We start from the raw sequence: 2,618 nt of genomic DNA on the forward strand, positions 1-2,618 counted from the left end.
AGCCGATCAGACCTGGCTGCACGACTGCCGTCATGTTCCGCTCGTTGATCGCGAGCAGCTTGTTCATGTGGGTGCGCATCACCAGCACGACACCGCCGGACGCTCGGCACGAGTGCCCAGCACGGTGCCCGACCCGGCGCCGTACGGCACGAGCGGGATCGTGTGTTCAGCGCAGTAGGCCACGATCGCCGCGACATCGCCCTTGTCCCGCGGATGCACGACGAGGTCCGGAACGGACCTCGACCCGACCCGCCCGCAGGGCGAGGTTCTCGTCGACGGTCTTCCCGTGGCCGTAGCGCACACGGGCGTAGTCGGAGTCCTCGACGTTCTCCTCGCCGACGATCTGCGCGATGGCTGTCGCGATGGACCGCGATCGAGGGCGGGCCGGGACGTCGAGCGACCACAGGCGTCGTCGCCCTGTGACACCGGCGACGCGGAAGTCCGCGTCCGTCATCCCGAACTCGTCCTTGAACATGGCCACCCACCCGGCGCTCGGGTGTTTGATCCGGGCCGGATCGAAACTGAACGCCTCCCGGTACGTGCCTGCACGCGCCAACCGTTCACGCCACGCCGCCGGACTCGGTTTCTTGGTCGCCATGGTTCCTCCTCGCCCTCACCGACGATGTTACATCCTGGCGCATGGTGTAACAATCCGGGTGCGTTCAGCCGGGCGGTCATCCCTGAGCAGTACGACGTTCCTGGCCCATCTGTGGGCGGAGTGCGGGCGGCGGTCACGGCCGTCTACAACGTCGGTTGGTTGAGCACCATCTGGTCTCTCGTCGTCCTGCTGCCGACCATCGCGGTGTCGGTTCGGCGTCTGCACGACGTGGACAAATCCGGCTGGTGATGGTGGCTCGGCCATCATCTGCTGCATCGGCCCGCTGATCCTCATCTTCGCCTTCTACATCAAGGAAGGCGACGCCGGAGACAACAGGTACGGACCGCCTCCGGGTACCGCCGGCGCGGTGTAGCACCGCACGATCAACGGAAGAACCCCTCGCTGCGGCGGGGGGTTCTTTCGTGAGCGATCGTCACTGCTGCGGTTGCCTGAGTCGGCGAAGCCTCAACGCTGTCCCCATCATCCACATGTGTCGCATGCCTACCCTGCGAGCGGGGGGATCGGAGAGTGACATGCCCGCGCATCGACTCATAGCCGTCCTCATCGGCAGTTGCGATCGCAACCCTCGCGGTGGTGACAACCCCGGCCACACGCGGACGACCAGCGGCCCGAGGTATCGGCAGCGGTGAAGTCAGCGGCACGTCGACAGCCGCTTCGCGACCTGGCGCACAACGCAGTCTCCGCCGAGGCCGACCCCTGGAAGGTCGTCCCACAGAAGCCCACACCGGGTGAGCGCATCGATGACATGCTCAGCGGCGATCTCGTCCCACCCAGCATCCCCAACCCGACCGGGCCGGCACCGGATCAGCAGATGCCTGGGATCCTCGAGGACTTCGAAGGGCTCAATAACCGCAATGGATATCTCCCGCCCGACACGGTCGGCGACGTAGGTCCGAATCACTACGTGCAGATGGTCAACAGTTCGCTGCAGATCTTCAACAAGGACGGCTCCACGGCCCTGGGCCCAGTCAACAGCAACACGATCTGGACCGACCTCGGCGGGGACTGTGCGACCACCAACGACGGCGACCCGATCGTGCTGCACGACCAGTTCGCCGACCGCTGGCTGGTGTCCCAGTTCTCCTACGACGGCACCGGACTGCACGAGTGCGTAGCCGTCAGCGCCACAAGCAACCCCTTGGGAACCTGGCACCTGTACGAGTTCGACTACGACGATTTCCCGGACTACCCCAAGATCGGCGTCTGGCCCGACGGGTACTACGTCTCCTACAACATGTTCGACCCTGTGACCTTCGACTACGTGGGCGCAAAGGTCTGCGCGCTCGAACGCGATGCCCTCCTCGCCGGCGATCCCGCGTCACAACAGTGTTTCGATCTCACGACGGAATGGTCATTGCTGCCCTCCGACGCGGACGGCAGCACCTCCCCACCCGCGGGGTCCCCGAACTACTTCCTCGGCGAGCATTGGAGCGACAACGACAAACTGACCATGTACAAGTTCGACGTGGATTGGGACACGCCGGCGAACACGGGTCTGACCGGCCCGATCTACCTCCAGGTGGACCCGTTCACCTGGGCCTGCCCGGAGGTATCACGCGGCAAATGCGTTCCCCAACCGACAACCCTCCAGAAACTCGAAGTCCTCGGCGGGCGCCTGATGCACCGCCTGGCATATCGCAATTTCGGCACCCACGAGTCGCTGGTCGCCAACCACACGGTGGCGATGGACGGAAACCTCGGGCAGACCGCGCAGACCGGGATCGGCTGGTACGAGATCCGGCAACCGAACGCCACCGAGCCGCAGGTGTACCAGCAGGGCACCACCGCCGATCCCGACGGGGCCACGTTCCGCTGGATGGGCTCGGCCGCCATGGACAAGCAAGGGAACATGGCGCTCGGCTACAGCGTCTCCAACGCCACGTCCACCTACCCGTCGATCCGGTTCAACGGACGTAAGATCTGGGATCCGCTGAACCAACTCCCCCAGGCCGAATCCACGATCATTGCCGGCACAGGCAGACAAGAGCACAGCAGCGGC

Annotated in this window: 3 protein-coding genes; 2 read left to right on the forward strand and 1 reads right to left on the reverse strand. The window is 65.2% G+C overall.

What is annotated here, in order from left to right:
* Nucleotides 1-166: 166 nt before the first annotated feature.
* Nucleotides 167-598 carry a hypothetical protein gene (locus V9E98_10520; GenBank protein ID MEI2717413.1) on the reverse strand — a complete coding sequence of 144 codons (432 nt, stop codon included), beginning with the start codon at nucleotides 596-598 and terminating at the stop codon, nucleotides 167-169.
* A 24-nt stretch (nucleotides 599-622) separates the two neighbouring features.
* Between V9E98_10520 and V9E98_10525 the strand changes: the two genes are divergently transcribed.
* On the forward strand, nucleotides 623-847 hold the full coding sequence (locus tag V9E98_10525; GenBank protein MEI2717414.1) for a DUF805 domain-containing protein: 225 nt from the start codon (nucleotides 623-625) through the stop codon (nucleotides 845-847).
* A 397-nt stretch (nucleotides 848-1,244) separates the two neighbouring features.
* The coding region (locus tag V9E98_10530; protein ID MEI2717415.1) for a hypothetical protein at nucleotides 1,245-2,618 on the forward strand (1,374 nt) is incomplete at its 3' end.

The sequence above is a fragment of the Candidatus Nanopelagicales bacterium genome (genome assembly GCA_037045355.1).
In the GTDB taxonomy this organism is placed as follows: Bacteria; Actinomycetota; Actinomycetes; order S36-B12.

What these genes read in the sequence shown, in the direction of transcription:
- V9E98_10525 (MEI2717414.1), top strand. Translation starts at nt 623, where the DNA reads ATGTTACATCCTGGCGCATGGTGTAACAATCCGGGTGCGTTCAGCCGG.
- V9E98_10520 (MEI2717413.1), bottom strand. Translation starts at nt 598, where the DNA reads ATGGCGACCAAGAAACCGAGTCCGGCGGCGTGGCGTGAACGGTTGGCG.